This is a genomic window from Corticibacter populi (genome assembly GCF_004217315.1).
Taxonomy (GTDB): Bacteria; Pseudomonadota; Gammaproteobacteria; order Burkholderiales; family Burkholderiaceae_C; genus Lampropedia; species Lampropedia populi.
The window spans coordinates 79,376-98,875 of the sequence record NZ_SGWR01000005.1 but is presented as its reverse complement, the minus strand read 5'-3'; the positions used below and the strand labels follow the sequence as shown (position 1 = coordinate 98,875).

Annotated in this window: 15 protein-coding genes and 1 pseudogene; 11 read left to right on the top strand and 5 right to left on the bottom strand. The window is 66.8% G+C overall.

Features of this window, described 5'->3' with window-relative positions:
- The first annotated feature begins 26 nt into the window (after positions 1 to 26).
- The 7 genes from EV687_RS16985 to EV687_RS16955 all read left to right on the top strand — a co-directional run bounded on the left by EV687_RS16985 (position 27) and on the right by EV687_RS16955 (position 7,897).
- Positions 27 to 242, top strand: a complete 216-nt coding sequence (locus EV687_RS16985; protein WP_122231674.1) for a DUF3460 family protein — start codon at positions 27 to 29, stop codon at positions 240 to 242.
- Positions 243 to 349: 107 nt separating this feature from the next.
- Entirely contained in the window at positions 350 to 1,285 is a 936-nt protein-coding gene (locus EV687_RS16980; protein ID WP_122231672.1) for a segregation and condensation protein A, read from the top strand.
- Positions 1,286 to 1,360: 75 nt separating this feature from the next.
- Positions 1,361 to 1,819, top strand: coding sequence for an acyl-CoA thioesterase (locus EV687_RS16975; protein ID WP_122231415.1), 459 nt, complete (start codon positions 1,361 to 1,363; stop codon positions 1,817 to 1,819).
- A gap of 263 nt (positions 1,820 to 2,082) precedes the next feature.
- On the top strand, positions 2,083 to 3,441 hold the full coding sequence (locus EV687_RS16970) for a sodium:proton antiporter (protein WP_122231670.1): 1,359 nt from the start codon (positions 2,083 to 2,085) through the stop codon (positions 3,439 to 3,441).
- 54 nt (positions 3,442 to 3,495) lie between these two features.
- The gene (locus EV687_RS16965) at positions 3,496 to 4,473 is read left to right on the top strand and encodes a 2-hydroxyacid dehydrogenase (protein WP_122231413.1); all 978 of its coding nucleotides are present in this window, start codon (positions 3,496 to 3,498) and stop codon (positions 4,471 to 4,473) included.
- Positions 4,474 to 4,493: 20 nt separating this feature from the next.
- Positions 4,494 to 6,065, top strand: coding sequence for a DNA recombination protein RmuC (locus EV687_RS16960; RefSeq protein ID WP_122231411.1), 1,572 nt, complete (start codon positions 4,494 to 4,496; stop codon positions 6,063 to 6,065).
- A 200-nt stretch (positions 6,066 to 6,265) separates the two neighbouring features.
- The gene (locus tag EV687_RS16955; RefSeq protein WP_122231409.1) at positions 6,266 to 7,897 is read left to right on the top strand and encodes an ABC-F family ATP-binding cassette domain-containing protein; all 1,632 of its coding nucleotides are present in this window, start codon (positions 6,266 to 6,268) and stop codon (positions 7,895 to 7,897) included.
- Positions 7,898 to 7,957: 60 nt separating this feature from the next.
- Here EV687_RS16955 and opgC read toward each other — a convergent pair whose 3' ends face one another.
- The 3 genes from opgC to msrA form a co-directional block, all read right to left on the bottom strand.
- Positions 7,958 to 9,157 carry an OpgC domain-containing protein gene (opgC, locus tag EV687_RS16950; protein ID WP_122231407.1) on the bottom strand — a complete coding sequence of 400 codons (1,200 nt, stop codon included), beginning with the start codon at positions 9,155 to 9,157 and terminating at the stop codon, positions 7,958 to 7,960.
- A gap of 232 nt (positions 9,158 to 9,389) precedes the next feature.
- The gene (gene icd / locus EV687_RS16945; RefSeq protein ID WP_122231405.1) at positions 9,390 to 10,646 is read right to left on the bottom strand and encodes an NADP-dependent isocitrate dehydrogenase; all 1,257 of its coding nucleotides are present in this window, start codon (positions 10,644 to 10,646) and stop codon (positions 9,390 to 9,392) included.
- A 194-nt stretch (positions 10,647 to 10,840) separates the two neighbouring features.
- Positions 10,841 to 11,380: a peptide-methionine (S)-S-oxide reductase MsrA gene (msrA, locus tag EV687_RS16940; RefSeq protein WP_122231403.1), complete on the bottom strand. Its 540-nt coding sequence runs from the start codon at positions 11,378 to 11,380 to the stop codon at positions 10,841 to 10,843.
- Between the two features lie 204 nt (positions 11,381 to 11,584).
- Between msrA and EV687_RS16935 the strand changes: the two genes are divergently transcribed.
- The 3 genes from EV687_RS16935 (at position 11,585) to EV687_RS16925 (ending at position 16,993) form a co-directional block, all read left to right on the top strand.
- Positions 11,585 to 12,796, top strand: coding sequence for an efflux RND transporter periplasmic adaptor subunit (locus tag EV687_RS16935; protein WP_162846666.1), 1,212 nt, complete (start codon positions 11,585 to 11,587; stop codon positions 12,794 to 12,796).
- Between the two features lie 15 nt (positions 12,797 to 12,811).
- The gene (locus EV687_RS16930; RefSeq protein WP_122231399.1) at positions 12,812 to 16,006 is read left to right on the top strand and encodes an efflux RND transporter permease subunit; all 3,195 of its coding nucleotides are present in this window, start codon (positions 12,812 to 12,814) and stop codon (positions 16,004 to 16,006) included.
- Between the two features lie 279 nt (positions 16,007 to 16,285).
- A complete protein-coding gene (locus EV687_RS16925; protein ID WP_122231397.1) occupies positions 16,286 to 16,993 on the top strand; it encodes a protein-L-isoaspartate O-methyltransferase family protein in 708 nt (235 codons plus the stop codon).
- A 52-nt stretch (positions 16,994 to 17,045) separates the two neighbouring features.
- Here EV687_RS16925 and EV687_RS16920 read toward each other — a convergent pair whose 3' ends face one another.
- A complete protein-coding gene (locus EV687_RS16920) occupies positions 17,046 to 17,837 on the bottom strand; it encodes a type III pantothenate kinase (RefSeq protein ID WP_122231395.1) in 792 nt (263 codons plus the stop codon).
- Between the two features lie 142 nt (positions 17,838 to 17,979).
- On the opposite strand from EV687_RS16920, the gene lysM reads away from it, so the two are divergent.
- Entirely contained in the window at positions 17,980 to 18,465 is a 486-nt protein-coding gene (gene lysM, locus EV687_RS16915; protein WP_122231393.1) for a peptidoglycan-binding protein LysM, read from the top strand.
- Between the two features lie 76 nt (positions 18,466 to 18,541).
- Here lysM and EV687_RS19460 read toward each other — a convergent pair.
- Positions 18,542 to 19,307: pseudogene (locus tag EV687_RS19460) on the bottom strand (M48 family metalloprotease).
- Positions 19,308 to 19,500: the final 193 nt, after the last annotated feature.

Here is a 19,500-nt window from a genome sequence, read left to right as displayed (position 1 = left end):
TGTCGCACTATTACGAGGTGCAGTTTATGTCATTCTTCCAGCGTCCCCACTACCAATCCGAAGCGACCCGGTTCATCGCGCAGCTCAAGCACCAGAAGCCCAGCCTGGATGCCGAGCAACAGGCCGGCCGCAAGCTGCTGTGGGACAAGAACGTCGATGCGCGCATCTGGCAGGAGTACCGCGCCGGCGAAGTGCCGCAAAAGCCCTACGTCTACCAGACCAACCCCGACGCCGAGGCTTGAGTCCTCTCATCGCCACAAGCACACCGTTTTCCGCGATGACGGCCTCCGGCGACGGTCTGGACACCCTGCCTGACGCGGCCGGCAGCGAGACCGGCGAAATGCCGGCCATGGTGTTCGCTGATACAGACGGGGCCGGCGCCACGGACAAGGCAGACACGGCCATCGACGCCGCCCCGGCAGGGGAGGCGCTCGATGCCGCTGCCGAACGGGCCCTGGCGAGGCTGTATGGAGAGCCGCTTTTCGAGCTGCCCGCCGACCTCTACATCCCGCCGGATGCGCTGGAGATTTTTCTCGACGCCTTCGAAGGCCCGCTGGATCTGCTGCTTTACCTGATCCGCAAGCAGAACTTCAACATCCTCGACATCCCGATGGTGCCGCTCACGCAGCAGTACCTGGGCTATGTGGAAGAGATCCGCAGCCGCAACCTCGAACTGGCTGCCGAGTACCTGCTGATGGCGGCCATGCTCATCGAGATCAAGTCGCGCATGCTGCTGCCGCGCCCGCCGGCCATCGAGGAAGAGGATGCCGAAGACCCGCGCGCGCAACTGGTGCGCCGCCTGCTGGAGTACGAGAAGACCAAGCAGGCCGCGCAAAAGCTCGCCGTGCTGCCGCAGGACGGGCGCGATTTCTTCGTCGCACAGGCACACGCCGAATTCAAGCTGGCACCGGTGCTGCCCAGCGTGCGGCCCGAGGACCTGCAGCGCGCCTGGCTGGACATCATCCGCCGCAGCAAGCTGGTGGCCCACCACACCATCACCCGCGAGAAGCTCAGCGTGCGAGAGTACATGAGCCACGTGCTGCGCGACCTGAGGAACCGGCCCTACGTCCCCTTCGAGGAACTGTTCCGGCCGGAACTGGGCATCCCGGTGCTGGTGGTGACCTTCATCGCCATGCTGGAACTGGCCAAGGAAACGCTGATCGAGATCACCCAGGCCGAGGCCTATGCGCCCATCTACGTGGTCGCGCACGCCGGCCGCGCCGATGACGACATCGCCGGCAGCGACGATGGCGGCCCGGAACCGCTGGTCGCAACCATGCACTGAGAACCTGTTTGCGGCGGCCATCGATGTCGTGCGCGGCATTGCGACAGGCGTTGCGCGGCTGGCACAATCGTCACCATGACCGACACCGCCACTCCTCCTGCGCGTCCCGCGCCGCAGCCGCGCAGCGCCTACGCCGCATTCGAAACCATCAGTACGCGCTGGTCCGACAACGATATCTACGGCCATGTCAACAACGTGGTCTACTACAGTTGGTTCGACACCGCCGTCAACAGCCACCTGATCCGCCACGGCGCGCTCGACATCGAAGCCGGCAGCATCATCGGCTTGGTGATCGAGACGCAGTGCAACTATTTCGCGTCGCTGGCCTTCCCGCAAGTCATCGAGGCGGGCATCCGCGTGGCGCACATCGGCACCTCCAGCGTCCGCTACGAAGTCGGCATCTTTGCCCAGGGGCAGCCACACAGCGCCGCCAGCGGCCATTTCGTGCATGTCTATGTGGACCGGGCCAGCCGCCGCCCCGCGCCCTTGCCGCAAACGCTGCGCCAGGTGCTGCTGGCGCTGCAGCAGCGCTGAAACCACGCGGAAACGCAGCCCGCCGGCAGGGCTGCCCGCCGCATTGCGCTACAGTGCGCGCTGGACCTCGTTCGAGGCGATTCGCATCAATTCGCACACCGCCGGCTCGCACCGATTCGCACAACGCCAATTCGCCTCCCCCTTTGCGCGGCTTCGCGCCCTGTCTTCTGCCCATGCTCTCCGACGCCTCCGCCCGCTCCACCGCCACCCGCTCCTGCCGGCGCACCTTCGCCCGGCTGCTGCCCGCGGCGCTGCTGCCCGGCATGGCGCAGGCTGCCAGCATCGATGGCGCCAGCCTGGGCCTGCCCTGGGCCGTGCCCTTCTCCGGCATGCTGCTGTCGATCGCGCTGCTGCCACTGCTGGCGCCGCAGTTCTGGCACCACCATTTCGGCAAGGTCACGGCTGGCTGGGCGCTGGCCTTTCTGCTGCCCTTTGGCCTGCAGTTCGGCTGGGCCACGGCACTGGCCGGCCTGGTGCATGCGCTGCTGGCAGAATACCTGCCATTCGTGCTGTTGCTGACGGCGCTATTCACGGTCTCCGGCGGCATCCACCTGCGCGGCAATCTGCGCGGCACGCCGCTGCTCAACACGGCCATGCTCGCGCTGGGCACGCTGCTGGCGAGCGTGATGGGCACCACCGGCGCGGCGATGCTGCTGATCCGGCCGCTGCTGCGCGCCAATGACGACCGGCGCCAGCGCGCCCATGTGGTGGTGTTCTTCATCTTCCTGGTGGCCAACATCGGCGGCTCGCTGACGCCGCTGGGCGATCCGCCGCTGTTCCTGGGCTTTCTCAAGGGTGTGGATTTCTTCTGGACGCTCTCGCACATCTGGAGCGAGACTTTGTTCCTCAGCCTGGCGCTGCTGGCCATCTTCTTCCTGCTCGACAGCTGGTTCTACCGCCAGGAGGGGCGCCGCCCGTTCGATCCGACACCGACCGACAGCGACCGCCTGCGCATCGAAGGCAGCGCCAACTTCCTGCTGCTGGCGGCGGTGGTGGCGCTGGTGCTGATGAGCGGCCTGTGGCAGCCGGGCGTGGTCTTCTCCGTGCTGGGCACCGAACTGGCGCTGCAAGGCCTGCTGCGCGACCTGGGCTTCATCGCCATCACGCTGCTCTCACTCTGGCGCACACCCGCCCGGGTGCACGCGGCCAACCAGTTCGGCTGGGCGCCCATGCAGGAGGTCGCCAAGCTCTTTGCCGGCATTTTCCTGACCATCATCCCGGTCATCGCGATGCTGCAGGCCGGCACGGCAGGCCCATTCGCGGCGGTGGTGCGCACCGTCACCGGCGCCGATGGCCAGCCGATTCCGGCCATGTACTTCTGGGCCACGGGGCTGCTCAGCGGTTTTCTCGACAATGCGCCCACTTACCTGGTCTTCTTCAACACCGCCGGTGGCGAGGCACAATCGCTGATGCACCAGTTCCCCACCACGCTGGCGGCCATCTCCGGCGGCGCCGTCTTCATGGGCGCGCTCAGCTATATTGGCAACGCGCCCAATCTGATGGTCAAGGCCATCGCCGAGGACCGGGGCGTGCGCATGCCGAGCTTCTTCGGCTATATGGCCTGGTCGATCGGCATCCTGGTGCCGCTGTTCCTGGTGCTGACCTGGTTCTGGCACCGCTGACTTTTCGTCTGATTTTCTTCATCCCCCTTGCCCTTCTCCTCGGAGCATCTGCCCATGACCACCCGACCCAAGCTCCTGATCGCCAGCCCGATCTTTCCGGAAGTCGTCGACAAGCTGCAGCAGCATTTCGACGTCGAGGCCAACCGCACCGACTCCGTCTGGACCGGCGAGGCCTTCACCAGCCGACTCGCGGACAAGCAGGCGGCCTTTCTAACCGGCGCGCAGACCGTCAACGCCCAGGTGCTGGCCCAGGCGCCGGCGCTGAAGATCGTCGCCAACATGGCGGTGGGCTACAACAATTTCGACGTCGCGGCGCTGGAGGCCGCCGGCGTGGTCGGCACCAACACGCCCGATGTGCTGACCGAGACCACCGCCGACTTCGGCTTCGCGCTGCTGATGGCCACCGCACGCCGCATCACCGAGGCCGAGCACTTCCTGCGCGCCGGCCGCTGGGACAAGTGGCGCTACGACATGCTGCTCGGCGCCGAAGTGCACGGCAGCACCTTGGGCATCATCGGCATGGGGCGCATTGGCCAGGCAGTGGCGCGCCGCGGCGTGCACGGCTTCGGCATGCAGCTCATCTACCACAACCGCTCGCCGCTCGATGCCGCCACCGAGACCGAGCTCAAGGCCCGCTACGCCCCCACCATCGAGGAGGTGCTGCGCGAGGCCGACCATGTGGTGCTGGTGCTGCCCTACACACCCGCCGTGCACCACCTGATCGGCGCCGAGCAGATCGCGCTGATGAAGCCCACCGCCACGCTGATCAACATCGCGCGCGGCGGCATCGTCGACGACGTGGCGCTGGCCGCCGCGCTGCAGGCCGGAAGAATCGCCGCCGCAGGCCTGGATGTGTTCGAGAACGAGCCGCACTTCGCCAAGGAGCTGCTGGAGGCCCACAACGTAGTGCTGACACCGCACATCGCCAGCGCCACGCGCACCACCCGCCTGGCCATGGCCAATCTGGCCGCCGACAACCTGATCGCCTTCTTCACCACCGGCAAGGCGCTCACCCCCGTCACGCGCGGCTGAGCCGCCAACATTCGACGTCCATGCCCCCACTCGACGGCTTGCCGCTCTGGGCCGCCCTGGCGCTGGCGGCGGCCGCGCTGCTGATCGGCTGGCTGCTCGGCCACTGGCGCGCCGGCGCCAACCAGCGCGAGGTGCAGCGCCAGCGCCTGGCCGACTGGCGCGAGCAGGCCGAACGCGAGATCGCGCTCTGGCGCGACCAGCTCGAGACACTGCGCAACGCCCATCAGCACCTGCAGCAGCAAGCCCTGCAATGGCGCGAGGCGCTCGATGCCGCGCGCGACGAGCGCGCCCAGTGGCAGGAACGCAGCCAGCGCATTCCCGCACTCGAGGCGCAGCTGCAGCAAAGCCGTGCCGCCGAACAGAGCAGCCAGGCCGAGCTGGCGCGCCTGCACAGCGAACTGGCGGCGCTGCGCGCGCAGGCGCGGGCCGAACAGGCCGCCGCGGCCGACAAGCTGGCGCTGCTCGAACGCGCGCGGGAATCGCTTGGCACGCAGTTCCAGCAGCTGGCGCAGACGATTCTGGAAGAAAAAAGCCAGCGCTTTGCCGAACAGAACCGCCAGAGCCTCGGGCAACTGCTCGACCCGCTCAGGAACCGCCTGCAGGAGTTCCAGGGCCGCATCGAGCAGTTCTACGATGCCGAAGGCAAGCAGCGCGCCGCACTTGGCCAGCAGGTGCACGACCTGATGGGACTGAACCGGCGCCTGAGCGACGAGGCGCACCACCTGGCCCAGGCTCTCAAGGGCTCGGCAAAAACCCAGGGCAACTGGGGCGAGACGGTACTCGAGCGGGTGCTGGAACAGGCCGGCCTGCGCGCCGGGCACGATTACGAGGCGCAATCCTCGTTCGCCATCGAGGATGGCCGCCGCGCCCAGCCCGACCTGATCGTGCACTTGCCGCAGCAGCGCCACCTCATCATCGACGCCAAGGTCTCGCTGACCGCCTACGAGCGCTATGTGCGCCTTGACGAAAGCAGCCAGGCCGGCGAACGCAAGGCGGCGCTGCGCCAGCACGTCGAGTCGGTGCGCGCCCACGTGCGCGAGCTGGCCGGCAAGAACTACCAGAAGCTTTACGGCCTCACGTCACTGGACTTCGTCATCCTGTTCGTGCCGATCGAGCCAGCTTTCATGCTGGCACTGGGCGAGGACGAGCGGCTCAGCCAGGAAGCCTGGGAGCGCAATGTGCTGCTGGTAGCGCCCTCGACGCTGCTGTTCGTGCTGCGCACCATCGCCCACTTGTGGAAGCAGGAGGCCCAGACCCGCAACGCGCAGGAAATCGCCCGGCGTGGCGGCGAACTCTACGACAAGCTGGTGGCCTTTGTCGCCGAGCTCGAAAATCTCGGCGGCCAGCTCGATCGCGCCCAGCAATCCTGGCAGCAGGCCATGCACCGCCTCGCCAGCCAGAAGGGCAATGTGATCCGCCAGGCCGAGATGCTGCGCGAGCTGGGCATCCAGCCCGCCAAAAAGCTGCCGCAGGCACTGCTGGAACAGTCAGAGGGCGGGGAAGATGGCGAAGCGCTCCCTGCCGGAGACGGCCAAGCGCCAGCGTTGCCGCCGCATGCGCAAACGCCCGCCGACACCACGCGCTGCGGCTGATACCGGGCTGGCGCAGGGCGCCCCTGCCGCCGGCCAGCATGTGCCGTGACAATTTTCTATAATCGGCCGCTTGCCATCCCCCAGGAGGATTCGTCCCATGCGCCATTGATGCCGCCGTCCGAGTGACGGCCCGACACCCAGCTCCCACCACCACGCCTTGACAGCGGGGGGGAGATTGTCCGGCATCGATGGAACGCCCCATGACGAATCCTTACCTGACGCTCGAAGGCGTCTCGCACGTTCTGCCCACCGGCAGAGTGCTGTTCTCCAAGCTCAACGAAAACTTCGACCGACGCGCCACCGGCCTGGTCGGCCGCAATGGCGTGGGCAAGAGCGTGCTCGCGCGCATTCTCGCCGGCGAGCTGACGCCCACCATAGGTCGCTGCAGCCGCAGTGGCAGTGTCCACTACCTGGCGCAGCAATCCGGTCCGCCCACCGCGGGCACGGTGGCGGCATTGGCCGGTGTGCAGGATGCCCTCGACGCGCTGACCCGCATCGAAGCGGGCAGCAGCGACGGCGCCGACTTCGACCTGCTGGCCGAGCGCTGGGATCTGCCCCAGCGCCTGCAGGCGGGCCTGCGGGACGCCGGCCTCGCGCACTTGCGTGCCGACAGCCCCGCCCACACGCTCAGCGGCGGTGAAGCCATGCGGGTGGCATTGCTGGGCGCAGCGCTCTCGGGCGCCGGCTGGCTGATCCTAGACGAACCCAGCAACCACCTCGATGCGCGAGGCCGAGAAGACCTGATCGATCAGCTGCGCCGCTGGCAAGGCGGCTTGCTGGTGGTCAGCCATGACCGCGAGCTGCTGGGCCACATGGCACGCATCGTCGAACTCTCGCCGCTGGGCCTGCGCAGCCATGGCGGCAATTACGCGCACTATGCACAGGCCAAGGCCAGGGAGAACGCCACAGCCGAAGAGGAACTGGCGCGGCGCAAGCTGGAACGCCAGCGCGAGCGCAAGATCTTGCAGGTGCAGCGCGAACGGCAGGAGCGGCGCCTGGCGCGTGGCCAGCGACAAGGGCGCGAAGCCAACCAGGCGCGCATCCTGCTCGACCGCCAGAAGGAGCGCAGCCAGGGCAGCGGCGGCAAGCTGCGCCAGGCCCAGGATGCGCGCCGCACCGAGCTCGACGCACAGGTGCGCGACGCGGCCGGGCACATTGCGCCGGAAGCGGCGATCCACCTGCATGCCATGCCCACGCCGCCACCGTTCTCATCCAGCCACGGCGTGGTACTGTTCGAGGGCGTGCGGCTGCCCTTTGGCGCGCCGGCCTTGCGCGGCCCCATCGACCTGAGCCTGCACAGCGGTCAGCGCCTGGGCATCGCCGGACCGAATGGCTGCGGCAAGTCCACCCTGCTGAAGGTGCTGGCTGGCGTTCTGCCACCAGAGACGGGACGCGTCCTGCGCCAGGCCCCGGCGGTCTACCTGGACCAGCACCTGGGCGGTCTCGCTCCACAGCAAAGCGCGCTGGCACGGCTGCGGCAAGCCGCCCCGCGCAGTGACGAGGCACGCCTGCGCATGCTGCTGGCCCAACTGGGCCTGGATGCCGGCAAGGCCGAAGCCCCGAGCGGGCGCCTCAGCGGCGGCGAACGGCTCAAAGCCGCCCTCGCCTGCGCCCTCTATGCTGATGCGCCCGCGCAACTGCTGGTGCTCGATGAGCCCAGCAATCACCTCGACCTGCCGTCATTGCAGGCGCTCGAATCCATGCTGCGGAACTACCGGGGATGCCTGGTGGTGGCCTCGCATGATGCCGTGTTCATGCGTCAGATCGCACTTGGCGAGCGTCTGCGTGCCAGCGATACGGGCTGGCTGCTGGAGCCCTGGCCGCCGGCTTGATGTGCGTCTGACGGCCAGGAGACTGCCGCGGCATGTGCGGCGGCTTTTGGGGAAACCAGCTCAGGCCCGCAGCGTCGCTGTCGGCGGGTGCAACGCCGGCGACAGCTGCGGCCCCACCACCTCTGCCGGCACAGCCGCTGCCGCGGCACGGCGTGCCGCGCGCTGGCGGTCATGCCACTGGCTGATGCGCGCGACCGCATGGAGCGTGCCAAAGCAGGCCGCCAGCAACAGCGCATCGCCCCACCATGGCCGGGCATCGGGGGCGCCGCCCATGGTGGCCAGCACCAGCAGCACGATCACCAGGTGAGCGCAGAACACCGGCAACGAAGCCTGTCCCAGCGTGATGAGAAAGCGCGGCCGCGGCAGATATGCAGCCAGCCTCGGGCCGAAATGCAATGCCACGGCGAGCAGCGCGAACAGGTTGATCATGCGCAGCGGCCCGAGCGTCCATTTGTCGAACCAGAGGTTGCCCGCCGATCCGATCGCAAACGGCACCTGGCCCACCACATGGCGCCAGACCAGGAAGGTCAGCGCCAGCGCCACGGCCAGCGTCACCGACCAGCGCGGCAGCGCGAAGACCTGCGCGCGGCCCTGCGCCAGGCTGGCCCCCAGCCACAGGCCCATCACCCAGATCAGCTGCCAGGCCCAGATGGAGAACGAGCCCGTCTCGTTGAGAGGTACCGACAGGCCGATGGCCACGGCAATCGTGTCATACAGCCAGTCGCCGATGCCGAACTGCGCGCCCAGCCAGAACAGCACGCTCACGCTCAGGATGGCGCCCCAGCCATGCCGCAGACCATGGGAGAGCAGCAAGGGACTGGCGAGCATGAACAGCACGTAGATCGGCAGAATGTCCAGCAGCGGCGGCATGTAGATGAGCGCCAGGCTGGCGAACCAGCCCGTGAAGGGATTTTCCAGGAAATAGCGCATCAGGCCGACCGCGCCGGGCTGGCCGATGCGGACCGCCAGCGCAGCGACGACGGTGAAGAGAAACAGCAGCATCAGCGCATGGCAGACATAGATCTTGCCGGCGCGCTGCCACAGGGCATCGCGCATGGCCGGCAGGCCATCGCGCAGGCTGCGGCGGCCATAGACCATGCCCGCCATGAAGGCCGAGAGCAGCACGAACCCTTCGGCTGCAGAGACATAGCCAAACGGCTGGCCCGTCGGGGCGGTCAGGCGCGTGGGCAGGTGCGTCAGCGTCATCAGCACCAGCATCAGGCCGCGCAGGGCGTCGAGTTCCCAGAATCTCTTGTTCATCGTTGCGGATCGGTTCATGTCGGTTTGATGACAACGAACCAGACTGGCCGCTGGTGCACAAGCGGTGCAAGAATGCCCACTTCTTACAAAATCGAACCGGTCGCCGCCGCGCCTGCTGCCTGGGCAGGATCAGCCTTCCGGGACACCACGCAAAAAAGCACGGCCCTCCGTCAAGGGCCGTGCTTTTGCGTTTGCCGTTCGCGGGTGGCGCGGCCGATCGCCGCGCCGCGGTTCACAGATTGTCGATCAGGACCTGACCAAAACCGGAGCAGCTCACCTGCGTCGCGCCTTCCATCAGGCGCGCGAAGTCATAGGTGACCTTCTTGCTCTTGATGGACTTGCCCATGGCGCTGATGATGGCATCGGCCGCCTCGGTCCAGCCCATGTGGCGCAGCATCATTTCGGCCGAGAGGATTTCCGAGCCGGGGTTGACGTAGTCCTTGCCGGCATACTTGGGCGCCGTTCCGTGGGTGGCTTCGAACATGGCCACGGTGTCGCTCAGGTTGGCACCCGGGGCGATGCCGATGCCGCCGACCTGTGCCGCCAGCGCGTCGGAGACATAGTCGCCGTTGAGATTCAGCGTGGCGATCACGCTGTATTCGGCCGGGCGCAGCAGGATCTGCTGCAGGAAGGCATCGGCAATGCTGTCCTTGATGACGATGTCCTTGCCGGTCTTGGGATTCTTGATCTTAAGCCACGGGCCACCGTCGATCTCGACGCCGCCGAACTCGTTCTTGGCCAGTGCATAGCCCCAGTCACGGAAGCCACCTTCGGTGAACTTCATGATGTTGCCCTTGTGCACCAGCGTGACACTGGGCTTGTCGTTGTCGATGGCGTACTGGATGGCCTTGCGCACCAGGCGCTCGGTACCCTCGCGCGAGACCGGCTTGACACCGATGCCCGAGGTTTCGGGGAAGCGGATCTTGGTGACGCCCAGCTCGTCCTGCAGGAACTTGATGAGCTTCTTGGCCTTGTCGGACTCGGCCTCGAACTCGATGCCGGCGTAGATGTCTTCGGAATTCTCGCGGAAGATCACCATGTTGGTCTTCTGCGGCTCCTTGACGGGCGAAGGCACACCGTCGAAATACTGGATCGGGCGCAGGCAGACGTACAGGTCGAGTTGCTGGCGCAGCGCCACGTTCAGCGAGCGGATACCGCCGCCCACCGGGGTCGTCAGCGGGCCTTTGATGGAGACCACGTAGTCCTTGACGGCGTCGAGCGTCTCGTCGGGCAGCCACACGTCAGGGCCATAGACCTTGGTGGACTTTTCGCCGGCATAGACTTCCATCCAGTGGATCTTCTTCTTGCCGCCATAGGCCTTGGCCACGGCCGCATCGACCACCTTGATCATCACCGGCGTGATGTCGGCGCCCGTGCCGTCACCCTCGATGAACGGGATGATCGGCTGGTCCGGCACATTCAGCGAATTGTCGGCATTGACGGTGATCTTCTGGCCCTCGGCAGGCACCTTGATGTGCTGATAAGTCATTGGGGAACGTCTCCAGTAACGGTGCGGGACGCCCGGCGCGGGCGCAAACGCAGAAAACAAGCGCAGGCCATGCCCTGCGCGAACAAAAACCAATCCATTCTACCCAGAAATGCCGGCACCTCCAGCCGGTCACGGCGCCACGGCAGGCCTGAAAACCGGTTTGCGGCCGATTTTTCGCACCCCCGGAGGCCGTCTCACGGCTTGATGAGGGCCGCGAAGGTCTGGCGGAACTTCTCGACCTTGGGGCCCACCACGGCCGCACAGTAGCCCTGGTGCGGGTTGTTGGCGAAATAGTTCTGGTGGTAGTCCTCGGCCTTCCAGTAGTTGCGCAGCGACTCGACTTCGGTGACCACCGGCTTGCCCAGCGTGCCGCTGGCGTCGATCTCGCGGATCAGGTCCTCGGCGATCTCGCGCTCCTCGTCGTTCTCGACATAGATGCCGCTGCGGTACTGCGTGCCCACATCGGCGCCCTGTCGGTTCAGGCTGGTCGGATCGTGGATGGTGAAGAAGATCTCCAGCAACTGCGTCAGGCTGACCACTTGCGGGTCGAAGCCGATGCGGGCAACCTCGACATAGCCGGTCCCGCCCGTGCAGACTTGCTCGTAACTCGGCCGCTGCGGGTTGTCTCCATTGGCGTAGCCGCACTCGACGCTCGCCACACCGCGCACCCGTTCATAGACCGCCTCGGTGCACCAGAAACAACCGGCGCCGAGCGTGATGAATGATTCCGTCATGATGAATTCTCCTTTGGGGCAAGGCCAACCTGGCAGGACGCATGTCTTCGCGGCGGCACGAAGGCACCAGGCCGGCCAACAGGGGCAATATAGCGCAGCCACACCGCAGCCACACGGCCGCTTGTCATAATGCCTCGACGCCATCGTGAGAACCTGTACCCCGTTCCATCACAACCCTCTTTCGCCGACCTGCCGCACTCCGACATGAAGAAAAAACTGCTATGGACCCTGGTGCTCGCCACCCTGGCGCTGCTGCTCTGGGGCGGCACGCGCGCCTGGCAGCGCCAGCGGGACCATGCGGTGGCACTGGCGCAGGACGAGACCGCGCGCCAGTCGCTGCGCATCCGCCTCGCGCCCGATGACATCACCATGGCCGAGCGCCGCCGCATGCCGCTGCAGGTGCCGGCCTCGGGCAGCCTGCGCGCGCTCGAGAGCGTGAGCATCAGGGCGCAATACGGCGGCCAGATCCAGGACCTGCGCCTGCGCGAGGGCGAGCCGGTGCGCGCCGGCCAGGTGCTCTTCTCGATTGCCGCCGAGGATGCCGCCGCGCGCCTGCAGCAGGCCCGGCAACAGGCGCAGGCAGCGCAGGCCGAGTGGCAGATGGCGCAGCGCGATGCGGACAACAGCCGGGCTCTGGCCGGGCAGGGTTTCATTTCGCCCACCGCGCTGGCCAACAGCGAGGCGCGGCAGCAGGCCGCGCGCGCCAACCACCAGGCCGCGCTCGCCGGTGTGGAAGTGGCCCGCAAGGGCCTGGGCGACAGTCGCGCCACCAGCCCGCTCGACGGCGTGGTGGCACGCCGCCATCTGCAGACGGGCGAGGTAGTCAGCGCCGGCCAGGCCGTGCTGGATATCGTGGATGTGCGCCACTTCGAACTGCAGGCCGAAGTTTCGGCGCAGGATGCGCTGCACGTGCGCGCCAGCCAGCCGGCGCAGTTGCAGGTCGAGGGCCTGAGGGCGCCGCTGCCAGCCGAGGTCACCCGCATCAGCCCCGCCACGCAAAGCGGCAGTCGCAGCGTGCCGGTGTTCCTGCGCGTGCTGCCGGACGTGCTGGATGGCGGGCAGGCCGCAGCAGCGCCGCTGCGCGACGGCCTGTTCGCACGCGGCGAGATCACCACCGGCGAAGTGGATGCCGTGCTGGTGCCGCAGACGGCCATCCGCACCGACAGGCCGCTGCCCTACGTGCTGCTGCTGACCGAAGATCGCCAGCGCATCCTCCACCGCACGGTGCAGGTGGGTGCCCGCATGCGCGCCGGCGGCCAGGTCTGGGTTGCCGTCGAGGGTCTCGCCGATGGCACGCCCATCCTGACCGGCGCGGCCGGCCTGCTCAGCGATGGCACGCTCGTGCAGGTCGACGAGCCGCCCGCCGCGAACAGCCCCATCGCCGCGCCCGCGGGCGCGGCGGCCGTGCAGCCCTGAAGACGCGGCCAGCACATGTGGTTCACCCGCGTCAGCCTGCAGAATCCGGTCATGGCCACCATGGTCATGCTGGCTTTCATCGTGCTGGGCTCATTCGCCTACCAGCGCATGAAGGTCGACCAGTTCCCCAGCATCGAATTCCCGGTGGTGGTCGTGGTCACCAGCTACCCGGGCGCGTCCGCCGAGATCGTCGAGAGCGAGGTGACCGAGAAGATCGAGGAGGCCGTCAACACCATTGCCGGCATCAACCTGCTGAGTTCGCGCAGCTATGACAGCGTCTCGGTGGTCATCGTCCAGTTCGAGCTGACCATGGACGGGCGCCGCGCCACCGAGGACGTGCGCGAGAAGATCGCCGGCATGCGCAGCCAGTTGCGCGACGAAGTCGAGGACCCGGTGGTTCAGCGCTTCGACCCCGAGGACCGGCCGATCTGGTCGCTGGCCGTCATTCCCGCCGCCGATGCCCCGCCAACGGCCGAGCTGGCGCGCAACCCGGTGGCCCTGACCAACTGGGCCGAGCAGGTGCTCAAGCGCCGCCTCGAGAACGTGCGCGGCGTCGGCGCCGTCCATGTCGTCGGCGGCACCGAGCGCATCATCACCATCGAGCCGGTGCCAGCCGCATTGCGCGCGCACGGGGTCACGCCCCAGGAACTGGCCGATGCCGTGCAGGGCGAGAACCAGGACGTGCCGCTGGGCACGCTGCGCTCGGCCGAGCAGGAGCGCAGCGTGCAGATCGACGGACGCATCGGCTGGCCGGACGATTTCGGCGACCTCATCGTTGCACGCCGCGGCGGCGCGCCGGTATTCCTGCGCGAGCTTGCACGGGTGCGCGACGGCGCCGCGGAGCTGGATTCGCTGGCGCTCTTCAACGGCCGGCGCACGCTGCTGATGAACGTGCAAAAAGCCCAGGACGAGAACACCATCGAGGTGGTCGACGGCCTCAATGCCGCAGTGGCGGCGCTGCAGGCCGAACTGCCGCCGGGCCTCGTGCTGCAGGCGGTCTCCGACGATTCGCGCCAGATCCGCGTGGCGGTGGCCGCCGTGCAGCGCACCCTCGTCGAGGGCGCCATCCTCACGGTGCTGATCGTCTACCTCTTCCTCAACTCCTGGCGCTCGACCATCATCACCGGGCTGACACTGCCGATCGCGCTGATCGGCACCTTCATGTTCATGGGCCTGTTCGGCTTTTCGATCAACATGCTGACACTGATGGCGCTGTCGCTGTGCATCGGCCTGCTGATCGACGACGCCATCGTGGTGCGCGAGAACATCGTGCGGCACCTGCAGATGGGCAAGAACTCCCACGACGCGGCCATGGAGGGCACGCGTGAGATCGGCCTGGCGGTGCTGGCGACCACGCTGTGCATCGTCGCGGTGTTCCTGCCGATCGGCTTCATGGGCGGCATCATCGGCAAGTTCTTCCACGAGTTCGGCCTGACCATCGCCGCCGCAGTGCTGATCTCGATGTTCGTCAGCTTCACGCTCGACCCGATGCTCTCGAGCGTCTGGCACGATCCGCAGGTCAGCCCGGCCTGGCGCCAGCGGGCCGAGCCCCGGCACGGCCCGCTGGCGCGCCTCTACAAGCCGACATTGGGCCGGCTGACAACCTGGTTCGAGCGCCTCACCGGTGCGCTCTCTGCGCTTTACCAGGATGCACTCGGCTGGGCATTGCGCCACCGTCTTGCTACCGTGCTGGCGGCGCTGGCGATCTTCGTGCTCAGCCTTTTCATGCTGCGGCTGGTCGGCACCGAGTTCGTTCCGGCCTCGGACTATTCCGAGGCCACCATCCAGTTCCACACCCCGATGGGCTCCTCGATCGAGCAGACCGAGGGCAAGGTGCGGCAGGTCGAAGCCATCGTGCGCGCCATGCCGGAGGTGCGCTACACCCTCACCACCATCAACAGCGGCAATGCCCAGGGCAAGAACTACGCAAGCATGTACGTGCGCCTGATCGACCGCCATGAACGCACACGCAACGTCGATGAAATGGCGCGTGTGCTGCGCCAGCAGTTGCGCCAGATCGCCGGCATCACCGTCACGCACGTGGGCCTGCTCGATCCGGTGGGCGGGCAAAAGGAGCTGGAGTTCTCGCTCAAGGGCGGTGACCTGGCCGAACTCACGCGCATCTCGCGCCAGCTCATTCCGCAGCTCGAAGCCATTGCCGGTCTGGTCGACCTGGATGCCCGCACCCAGCAGCGCGTCCCCATCGTCAACGTCGAGATGCGGCGCGAGGAGGCCTCGGCATTGGGCCTCGGGCTGCAGGACATCGCCACACCGCTGCGCCTGCTGCTCGCCGGAGACACGGTGGGCAACTGGCGCGCGCAGGACGGCCAGGCCTACGACGTGCGGCTGCGCCTGGCGGCCGCAGACCGCGCGCAGCTCGACGACCTGGCGCAATTGCCCTTCGTCATCGGCAATGGCGCCACCGGAGTGCAGTTGGTCTCGCTCGGCCAGGTGGCCACGCTGCGCGAGGGCAGCACGCCCCACTCCATCGACCGCCACAGCCTGCAGCGCGAGGTGCGCATCACTGCAAACACCTCGCTGCGCTCGCTCGGGGAGGTGTCGGCGGACATTCGCCGGCTGCTCGACGCCACACCACTTCCCGCGGGCTACAGCTACCAGTTCGGCGGTGCCACCAACGACATGCAGGAATCCTTCGCCTATGCGCTGATGGCGCTGGCACTGGCGGTGGTGTTCATCTACATGGTGCTGGCCAGCCAGTTCCAGAGCTTTCTGCAGCCCATCGCGCTGATGATGTCGTTGCCGCTGACCATGATCGGCGTGGCTGCGGCGCTGCTCGTGTTCGGTTCGCGCATCTCGATGATCTCGGTCATCGGCATCGTCATGCTGATGGGCCTGGTGACCAAGAACGCCATTCTGCTGATCGACTTCGCCAACCGCGCGCGGCGCGACCACGAGGACGACGACGGCAGGCGCGTTGCCGGCCTGCCACGCGACGAGGCCCTGCTCAAGGCCGCACGCGTGCGGCTGCGCCCCATCCTGATGACCACGCTGGCGATGGTCTTCGGCATGCTGCCGCTGGCGCTCTCGCGCGGCGAGGGCGCCGAGGTGATGGGCCCGCTGGGCCAGTCGGTGATCGGCGGCGTCATCACCTCATCGCTGCTGACACTGGTGGTGGTGCCGGTGGTCTATGGCTACCTGGACGAGTGGGGCCAGTGGGCCCGGCGCCGCTTTGCACGCCTGCATCCATGAGAAAAGCCGTCCGGCGCCGCGCTGGACTCCCATCGCGCACCGCCCGTGCCTGTCTCGGGCGCATGGTCACCTTGCCGCAACCTCGCCGGGCCACCGGCCCGACGAAGTTGGCGCCTCGTATCGCATCACCTGTCGGAGCAACGTGACCCATGAAAAGACCGTAAACAGGTTCTAAAATGCCGGATGCATTGATCCGCCACAGCCTGCTGTCTTCTCCTCTGCGCCGCTGGTCGACCCGGCCCCCACACATACACCCACGCCTCAGTCCTGGAGTACACGATGACCCTGCCCCTGAACCGTCTGCAAGAGTTCACCCATCCTGCGGATGTGTCCCGCTTCAATATGATCGAGCAGCAGATCCGGCCTTGGCGCGTCGACGACACCGCGGTGCTGGAGCTGCTGGGCAGGGTCAAGCGCGAGCACTTCGTGCCAGAGGCCTTTCAGGCACTGGCTTTCATGGACCTGCAGGTGCCGCTGGTGAGCGAGGACAGCCTGCAGCACCACCCCGACTGGTGCATGGTGCCGCCCAAGATCGAGGCGCGCATGCTCAACGACCTGAAGGTGCAGCCGCACGAGCGTGTGCTGGAAATCGGCGCCGGCTCCGGCTACATGGCCGCGCTGCTGGGCGGCCTGGGCCGGGAAGTCATCAGCCTGGAGATCGAGCCCGAGCTGGTGCGCCTGGCGCAGGGCAACCTGCAGAAAAACCAGATCGCCAACGTGCAGGTGCTGCAGGCCAATGGCGCCACTGAGGTGCCGGCCGGCGGCTTCGACGTGATCGTCGTCAGCGGCTCGGTGGTCGAGGTACCGCCGCTGCTGCTCGCCGCCCTCAATGAAGGCGGCCGCCTGATGGCCTGCGTGGGCCAGGAGCCCGTCATGCGCATGCAGCTGGTGCGCAAGACCAACGACCAATATGCGGTGACCACGCCCTGGGACTTCAACCTGCCGCGCCTGCAGGGATTTCCCGAGCCGAGCGGCTTTGAATTCTGACGTCGAATCCTGAAGACGCGCGGCCGGCCGACCCGGCTGGCCGCCGCTGGCATCAAGCCGCCCTGGGCGCCTCCGGCTGGCGCTCCAGGCGCTCCTCGGCGATGGCCAGCAGGCCATCGAAGATCAGGCTTTCGACCAGTTCGAAAGGCCGCGTCATGCTCGGCGCCATTTTCCAGGCCGCCCCGCCGGTCATGATCCGCACCGGCTCCTCGCCCGTGTGCGCCTGCAGATGGCCGATCATGCGCTCGACCGCGCCGGCAATGGCATAAGTGCCGCCACTGGTGAGCGCATCGCTGGTATTGGTGGGAAACTGGCGCACCTCGCCGGTAGGCACATGCAGGCCCGCCGTGCCCGACTCCAGCGCACGCAGCATGATGCCGTGGCCAGGCAGAATCAAGCCGCCGAGAAAGTGGCCGCTGGCATCGATGGCCTCCACCGTCACCGCCGTACCCACCATCACCACGATGATGGGCTTGCTGACCTGCCTGGCCAACTGGCGGTTGCGCGCGCCGATCATGGCCACCCAGCGGTCGGCCCCCAGCCGGCCCGGATGGTCATAGCCATTGATCAGGCCGGCCGCCTGCTGGCTCGAATGCACCCAGTGCGGCTCCAGATCCCACATTTCAAGCTGCTCGTCGACGCGCCGGCGCACCGCTTCGCCGGCCACCGCGCAGCCGACCATCATGCGCGGCGCGGGCAGTCCCGCCCAGTGGCTCTCGGACAGCCTGTCGATGTGGTCGAGGAATTCCACCCCCTGAGCCAGCAGGCGTGCACCCCAGCGCGGCTCACTGTACATGGCCCATTTCAGGCGTGTGTTGCCGATGTCGATTGCCAGTAGCGTCATCTGTTGAAATGTGTATTTTGATGATCGGAACCGAAAATAATAACGGCTCCGGCTCTTGCACGCACCGAACGCACTACACTTGGACGCGCACGGCGGCACCCGGATACCGCTTGTGCGCACGTTTCAACACAAGGAGTCGACAATGGGACTGTTCAGTTTTATCAAGGAAGCAGGAGAGAAGCTTTTCGGCGGCAAGGAGGCCCACGCCGCCGAGGCCGCTGCGCCCAGCAACCAGGAGGCCTTGAACGCCACCGCCGCCAAGGCCATTGAAGACTACATCGGCACGCAGAAGCTCGACGTCTCCGACGTCAAGGTCGGCTTCGATGGAGCCACCGGCAAAGTCACCGTCAGCGGCGTGGCCAACACCCAGCAGGATCTGGAGAAGGTCACGCTGTGCTGCGGCAATGTCGCCAATGTCACCTCGGTGGAAAACACCATGACCGTGACCAACCCCGAGCCCGAAGCCCAGTACCATGACGTGGTCAAGGGCGACACGCTGTCGGCCATTGCCAAGAAGTACTACGGCAACGCCAGCAAGTACCCGGTGATCTTCGAGGCCAACAAACCGATGCTCAGCGACCCTGACAAGATCTACCCCGGCCAGAAGCTGCGCATTCCGCCGCTGTGATGCTCATATGCCTGCGGCCACCGATGGCTGCAGGCATGGGGGTGTTGCGGGGCGGGGATGTGTCGTCCCCGCTGCCTCACTGCCCCCGATTCAGACGGGTCTGCATGTTGCGTGCGCGCTGCTCGGAAGGCGGGTGCGAACCGAGCAGAGCCAGGCCGGCACCACCGCCCTGGCTGGCGAGCTTCTGAAAACCGGTGACCAGCCCCTTGCGCTCGAGTCCCAGTTGCGTGAGCAGGTCGAAGGCGTAGCTGTCCGCTGCGGTCTCCTGGGCCTGTGAAAACTGCGCATTGACGAATTGCTCGGCCAAATCGCTCGCCAACGAGCCCGACAGGGCAGCCAGCGCCGTGTTGCCACTGGCTGCCGCGGCCGGCCCCTCATACTGCAGAAGTTGCATAGGCCGTACGCATGCCGGCACGTGAATGGCCCAGCGCGACGTGTCCCATCTCATGGGCGATCACGCCACGCAATTCATCGTCGTTCATCAAGTCCATCGGCCCGGTATAGACCCTCACGCAGCCATTGTCCATGGGCCAGGCGTTGACTTCCTGGGTCTGGTAGAGCTTGAAGTTCACTGCCTGGTCATTGATGGTCCTGGGCAGCGGAGCCACCACCTGGGAAAGCTGCCGCGCATAGGCACTGCCACTGGAGGCCAGATGGTTTTGCGCATCCATGGCCGCGCAGGATTGGGTGGAAAGCTGGATCACCTCGGCATCGGTGAGCGCCACCGCACGCAAGGCCGAGCCGCCGGCCTGCATCAGCGCAGGGTTATCCATCACATTGCAGCCGGTCAACCAGGCCACACAGACGAGGGTCATGGCAGCGGGCCACAGCGTGTCCTTCATCCGGAGCTTCATGGAACGCCTCCTCAAAACCTGTTGGCAGGGCTTGCAGCCGCGCAAGGCCGCAGGCAAGGCACGACCCCGGCATTGTAGAAATGCGCATGCGCGCGATGAAAAATCGCTCTTGAGAACCTGTTTACGATCTTTTCGTGGGCCATTCATCAGCGGCCCATGACCAGAAAGGCCTGGGAGGATG

Excerpts from the sequence above, each read along its gene's own strand:
- EV687_RS16985 (WP_122231674.1), top strand. The coding sequence starts at position 27 with ATGTCATTCTTCCAGCGTCCCCACTACCAATCCGAAGCGACCCGGTTC.
- EV687_RS16980 (WP_122231672.1), top strand. The coding sequence starts at position 350 with ATGGTGTTCGCTGATACAGACGGGGCCGGCGCCACGGACAAGGCAGAC.
- EV687_RS16975 (WP_122231415.1), top strand. The coding sequence starts at position 1,361 with ATGACCGACACCGCCACTCCTCCTGCGCGTCCCGCGCCGCAGCCGCGC.
- EV687_RS16970 (WP_122231670.1), top strand. The coding sequence starts at position 2,083 with ATGGCGCAGGCTGCCAGCATCGATGGCGCCAGCCTGGGCCTGCCCTGG.
- EV687_RS16965 (WP_122231413.1), top strand. The coding sequence starts at position 3,496 with ATGACCACCCGACCCAAGCTCCTGATCGCCAGCCCGATCTTTCCGGAA.
- EV687_RS16960 (WP_122231411.1), top strand. The coding sequence starts at position 4,494 with ATGCCCCCACTCGACGGCTTGCCGCTCTGGGCCGCCCTGGCGCTGGCG.
- EV687_RS16955 (WP_122231409.1), top strand. The coding sequence starts at position 6,266 with ATGACGAATCCTTACCTGACGCTCGAAGGCGTCTCGCACGTTCTGCCC.
- opgC (WP_122231407.1), bottom strand. The coding sequence starts at position 9,157 with ATGAACAAGAGATTCTGGGAACTCGACGCCCTGCGCGGCCTGATGCTG.
- icd (WP_122231405.1), bottom strand. The coding sequence starts at position 10,646 with ATGACTTATCAGCACATCAAGGTGCCTGCCGAGGGCCAGAAGATCACC.
- msrA (WP_122231403.1), bottom strand. The coding sequence starts at position 11,380 with ATGACGGAATCATTCATCACGCTCGGCGCCGGTTGTTTCTGGTGCACC.
- EV687_RS16935 (WP_162846666.1), top strand. The coding sequence starts at position 11,585 with ATGAAGAAAAAACTGCTATGGACCCTGGTGCTCGCCACCCTGGCGCTG.
- EV687_RS16930 (WP_122231399.1), top strand. The coding sequence starts at position 12,812 with ATGTGGTTCACCCGCGTCAGCCTGCAGAATCCGGTCATGGCCACCATG.
- EV687_RS16925 (WP_122231397.1), top strand. The coding sequence starts at position 16,286 with ATGACCCTGCCCCTGAACCGTCTGCAAGAGTTCACCCATCCTGCGGAT.
- EV687_RS16920 (WP_122231395.1), bottom strand. The coding sequence starts at position 17,837 with ATGACGCTACTGGCAATCGACATCGGCAACACACGCCTGAAATGGGCC.
- lysM (WP_122231393.1), top strand. The coding sequence starts at position 17,980 with ATGGGACTGTTCAGTTTTATCAAGGAAGCAGGAGAGAAGCTTTTCGGC.